The sequence below is a fragment of the Neisseria sp. P0022.S010 genome, assembly GCF_051956635.1.
Genome location: NZ_JBQCXF010000199.1, coordinates 1 through 5,201 on the forward strand (window position 1 = coordinate 1; position 5,201 = coordinate 5,201).

At 47.5% G+C, this 5,201-nt stretch carries 4 protein-coding genes and 1 pseudogene; 1 reads left to right on the forward strand and 4 read right to left on the reverse strand.

Annotation, left to right across the window (positions count from 1 at the left end):
* Positions 1-383, forward strand: a pseudogene (locus ACTHUT_RS13605) (type VI secretion system contractile sheath large subunit); the annotation flags it as partial.
* Positions 384-435: 52 nt separating this feature from the next.
* On the opposite strand, the gene ACTHUT_RS13610 reads toward ACTHUT_RS13605, so the two are convergent.
* The 4 genes from ACTHUT_RS13610 to ACTHUT_RS13625 form a co-directional block, all read right to left on the reverse strand.
* Positions 436-699, reverse strand: a complete 264-nt coding sequence (locus tag ACTHUT_RS13610) for a PAAR domain-containing protein (protein ID WP_296117867.1) — start codon at positions 697-699, stop codon at positions 436-438.
* Between the two features lie 46 nt (positions 700-745).
* A complete protein-coding gene (locus tag ACTHUT_RS13615) occupies positions 746-1,894 on the reverse strand; it encodes a hypothetical protein (RefSeq protein ID WP_440386795.1) in 1,149 nt (382 codons plus the stop codon).
* Positions 1,895-2,235: 341 nt separating this feature from the next.
* Positions 2,236-4,263 carry an excinuclease ABC subunit UvrB gene (gene uvrB / locus ACTHUT_RS13620; RefSeq protein ID WP_440386794.1) on the reverse strand — a complete coding sequence of 676 codons (2,028 nt, stop codon included), beginning with the start codon at positions 4,261-4,263 and terminating at the stop codon, positions 2,236-2,238.
* Positions 4,264-4,474: 211 nt separating this feature from the next.
* The gene (locus ACTHUT_RS13625; RefSeq protein WP_440385540.1) at positions 4,475-4,969 is read right to left on the reverse strand and encodes a type IV pilin protein; all 495 of its coding nucleotides are present in this window, start codon (positions 4,967-4,969) and stop codon (positions 4,475-4,477) included.
* Positions 4,970-5,201: the final 232 nt, after the last annotated feature.

Here is a 5,201-nt window from a genome sequence, read left to right on the forward strand (position 1 = left end):
CACAGAAACCTGCGTTGTATGAAACCAAAGAAGCAACCGCAAACAGCCGTATCAACGCCCGTTTGCCTTACGTCTTCCTGCTTTCCCGTTTGGCGCACTACCTCAAACTGATCCAGCGTGAAAACATCGGTACCACCAAAGACCGTCGCATGCTTGAGTTGGAACTGAATACTTGGATTAATACCCTGGTAACGGAAATGACCGACCCGAGCGATGAGTTGCAGGCCACACATCCGTTGAGAGAAGCAAAAGTATTGGTGGAAGATATTGAGGACAACCCCGGCTTCTTCAAAGTCCGCTTGTTTGCTCGTCCACACTTCCAAATCGAAGGCTTGGATGTTAACTTGTCATTGGTATCCCAAATGCCTAAAGAAAAGAAATAAGCAATTAGGCAAGCTTGAAAAATCCTCTTTCCTTTTGGGAAAGAGGATTTTTTCAATCACTTCCAACACTGGGCAGGCTACTAATCAAAGCACATCCACATGCAGTCTTGCAACCATCAACGGCAACTGCTTTACCTTCAAAAATCATATACTGACTGCCTTCAATGATCGGATTATCACCATGACCAGGTATAGGGCAACTAACCAAATCGCCAACCAGGGCCGCAGGTTTTCCTTCAATAGTCATTTGAGAAGATGCTTGAATGACCATGCCACCATGCGTAGTAGAATCACCCAATCTAATAATACCCTTCATCTTTACATTCCTTTTCCTTCAAAATTCCTATAGGTCAGTTCTAGACTCAGACATTACTATAAGTCTGAATCAAACGCCCCATATAAAAACCCTTATCCGTATTCCAACCAAATAACTGATTTTTCTGTTCAGTATTCTCAACAGCCAAACCTAACATGAGCAATTGATTTTCCGAAGCAAGAGGTCCCATAAAAAGTCCAGGATTATGTCTTAAAATACTATTTCTGTCATAATGCCAGTCTCCTCCTGCTGCCTTAATACCATCCATATATTGCTGAATTTCCTCATAAGAGGAGGCAAACCATACTGCATCAACCGCTTCACCATGCAGTCCATAATCCACATATTTTTTCAACAACTGTGGCTGTTTTCCATCTTCCAACGTAATAGGTCGTTGTAACCATGCACGAATCGGTAAGTTATTCTGTTTAGCCAAATGCAAAGAGGAAAAAACCATCCAAGTGACTGTTTCAGTAAATTCTAAATCGTCTATATCTGGATTTAACCAAGCAGACAAGACAGCATGGATACCTTCAGGTTCGGATTTCTCAAACCAATTATCGATAAATTCACTCATATCCTGCAGTGGCATTATGGTTAGATCCAAGTTTTCCATACCAATAGTTTCCGACATATTAATTAGCTTATTTTGCCAGGCTTCATAAATATCATTGTCAGGAGTATGGATATGCACAGTCAATTTTTTTGAAAACTCAGCCAAAGACTTAATTCTTTCTTCTAGTTGCCACACCGTTGTTTCATGACACAATGGTCGGTCAAAGTTGTCTTCTTCATCATCAATAAAAGCAATACAATCAAATCTCTCATTACCTTTAGTTTCAGCAATGACATCATTTAGTGCAATTTCAGACGGCAGAGATATATAAGCGTCTATTACAGCCACCCTCTTGTCCGCCCACTCTACCCATTTCCTACGAATATTGTTTTTTTCATGCTTCCATGCTTCCATTGCAGCATACTGATGAACTGAAGAAATATAGCGGTAAAAAAGTGCTGCAAGCCATGTAATAGGGAATACTAACGAATAAATTGCATACTTTCTCAGCAATAAAATCCATAACAATGAACAGCAACATGCAAATGCTAAAGTAGCGGCCCATATCCATGGTTTTCCCCACTTATTTTTGACTTCTGAAATTAATGTTGCGGGAACTTCAGGAATATTCCATTGCATTACAAATAACCTTATACTCAAAAAATCAATTATATATAAAAATAACCATATTAGTTAAATATTAGCACATAGCTTCTTAATATTATCTACGTAACTATCTAACCGTTTATTAACTAATTAAACGTTTAATATAGAACTATACAAGCTCTTCTAAAAAATTTTCACATCCTATATACAAGTTCATTTAACCATTGGCTTAACTATATGCAATATATCAAATTTATTCTAAGCTTCAAAAGACTTCCAAATAAAAGTCCAACCTGCTATAAAACAAAACATTTTAAAATATTATCTTCAAACTAAAATACTTATGCGAAAAGAAAGATAATTTCCCACTAAACTTATTCCGCCCCAAACAACAAATTCTCTTTAATCCCCCGAATCCTATCCCGCAACACAGCAGCCTCTTCAAACTGCAAATCCCTAGCCGCCTGCTGCATGGCTTTTTCGAGTTTGGCGATTTCTTTAAGCGCGTCTTCTTCGTTGTGGATTTCGCCGACTTTGACTTTGTTTTTACCTTTCAGACGGCCTTTGCCGCCGTCTTCTTCGTGGTATACGCCGTCGATGATGTCTTTGACCTGTTTTTTAATCTGCTGCGGCACGATGCCGTGTTCTTCGTTGAATTTCATTTGTTTTTCGCGGCGGCGTTCGGTTTCGTCGATGGCGGCTTTCATGGAGTCGGTGATTTTGTCGGCGTACAGGATGGCGACGCCATTCACGTTACGCGCGGCGCGGCCTATGGTTTGAATCAGGCTGCGGTGCGAGCGCAGGAAGCCTTCTTTGTCGGCGTCGAGGATGGCGACGAGGGAGACTTCGGGGATATCCAGGCCTTCGCGCAAGAGGTTAATGCCGACGAGTACGTCAAACAGACCGAGCCGTAAATCTCTAATGATTTCAACGCGCTCGACGGTGTCGATGTCGCTGTGCAGGTAGCGCACTTTGATACCGAGTTCGCTGTAATAGTCGGTGAGTTGCTCCGCCATGCGTTTGGTGAGGGTGGTAACGAGCACGCGTTCGCCTTTTTGGATGCGGTCGTTGATTTCACTCATTAAATCATCGACTTGGGTGGCGACGGGGCGGATGATGATTTGGGGGTCAACCAGCCCTGTGGGGCGGACGACTTGTTCGACCACTTGTCCGGCGTGTTCTTCTTCGTATTTGGCAGGGGTGGCGGAAACGAAGATGGTTTGCGGCATGACTTTTTCAAATTCGTGGAATTTGAGCGGGCGGTTGTCGCGGGCGGAAGGCAGGCGGAAGCCGTAGTCGACGAGGTTTTGCTTGCGCGATGCGTCGCCTTTGTACATGCCGCCGATTTGGGTGACGGTAACGTGGCTTTCGTCGATGAACATGATGGCGTTGTCGGGCAGGTAGTCCATCAGCGTGGGCGGCGGTTCCCCTTCTTTTTTGCCGGAGAAGTGGCGGGAGTAGTTTTCGATGCCTTTGCAGAAGCCCATTTCGTAGAGCATTTCGAGGTCGAAGCGGGTGCGCTGTTCGATGCGTTGTTGTTCGACAGGGCGTTGTTCGCGAGCGAAAAATTCGATGCGTTCGCGCAGTTCTTCTTTGATGGACTCGCAGGCGCGCAATACGGTGTCGCGGGGAGTAACGTAGTGGCTGGACGGGAAGACGGTGTAGCGGCCGACGCGCTGGTGCAGGCTGCCTGAAAGCGGGTCGAACATATCGAGGCGGTCGATTTCGTCGTCGAACAGGCTGATACGCAAGGCGTTTTCGGAGCTTTCGGCGGGGTACACGTCAATCATGTCGCCGCGCACGCGGAAGCTGCCGCGTTTGAAGTCCAAATCGCCGCGTTCGTACTGCATGGAAACGAGCGTGGCGATGATGTCGCGCTGCTCGATGGTGTCGCCTTCTTTGACGGACAACACCATTTGTTGATATTCGGTCGGGTCGCCGATACCGTAAATGGCGGACACGGTGGCGACGATAATCACGTCATCGCGCGTCATCAGGTTTTTGGTGGCGGAAAGGCGCATCTGCTCGATGTGTTCGTTAATAGCGCTGTCTTTTTCGATGAACAAATCGCGGCTGGGCACATAGGCTTCGGGTTGGTAATAGTCGTAGTAGGAGACGAAATATTCCACCGCGTTTTCGGGGAAAAATTCGCGCATTTCGGCGTAGAGTTGGGCGGCAAGGGTTTTGTTGTGCGCCATGATGATGGCGGGTCGGCCGCTTTGGGCGATGACGTGCGCCATGGTGTAGGTTTTGCCCGAACCGGTTACGCCGAGCAGGGTTTGATAGGCCAGGCCGTCTGAAAGCCCTTCGAGCAGGCCGGCAATGGCGGTAGGCTGGTCGCCGGCTGGAGGAAATGGCTGATGAAGTTTAAACGGAGAATTGGGATATTGGATGACTTCCATAAGACGGCCTGTTTTATGTTCAGGTAAAGAGAGGATTATAACAAAGGGCCGCCTGAAAATTGATAGTGTGCCAATCTGACAAGACTAAATATTTCATCTCCTTCCTTAGCTAACTGAGGTTGGTTGTGTTGGCAGGAACAATTAAACTCCCCTTTCTAGGGCGTGCCCGCGCACGTCCTTTTTCTTCTCCTTTATCCATTCCACCCTATTGTCACCCCATAAAAGGCTTACACTCCGCATCATTACCCCTAAATATCTCCTCGCCGTCCGCACAACTACCCTTCCCCTTCATCTTCCCGCACACCACCGCCGTCAACGACTCGTTCAAGCGCAGCACCCTCGGCTCCGCCTCCCTATCCAGCGCCACTGCCTTCAAGGTAAACTTACCCTCCAGGATACCCCTAGCCTGGCCGCTCATCCTGATACAGAAACCGCCCGCCTCCTTCACCGGCAATTCCGGCCACTTCGTCGACGTCAGCTTAAAGCTGCCCTTTTTCGCATAGAACTGCTCCATAAAGCGCGCATTTTCCAGCAGCGCGGCATGCGCCGCACGCAGGTTGGCCGAGCGGACCGATTCCCGATAGGCCGTAAAGGCCACCGCCGCCAAGATCGAAACCAGCAACATCACCACCAACAGCTGTACCAAAGAATACCCCCTCTGCACAGTTGTCCCATTCCGTTTTCCGTCAAATGCCTTTAAATACATATCCTTATTCCCTTTATCTTTTATATCCCTATCCAATAGGCGTCCTATCCGTTTATCCCTTCACCCGACAGAAGTTCCCACTGGTCCAAGCTTCTATTCCCCCCGCCCCAAACAAAGCCGCCCCGGGGCCCAACCGGCAAACGGTTCGGCCGCAGGGCGGCATATAGGCAGAATCCGGCTTATTTTTTCACGGCAGGCTGCGCAGCCTTAGGCGCGGCAGAAGAAACCGTCG

What these genes read in the sequence shown, in the direction of transcription:
- ACTHUT_RS13610 (WP_296117867.1), bottom strand. Translation starts at nt 699, where the DNA reads ATGAAGGGTATTATTAGATTGGGTGATTCTACTACGCATGGTGGCATG.
- ACTHUT_RS13615 (WP_440386795.1), bottom strand. Translation starts at nt 1,894, where the DNA reads ATGCAATGGAATATTCCTGAAGTTCCCGCAACATTAATTTCAGAAGTC.
- uvrB (WP_440386794.1), bottom strand. Translation starts at nt 4,263, where the DNA reads ATGGAAGTCATCCAATATCCCAATTCTCCGTTTAAACTTCATCAGCCA.
- ACTHUT_RS13625 (WP_440385540.1), bottom strand. Translation starts at nt 4,969, where the DNA reads ATGTATTTAAAGGCATTTGACGGAAAACGGAATGGGACAACTGTGCAG.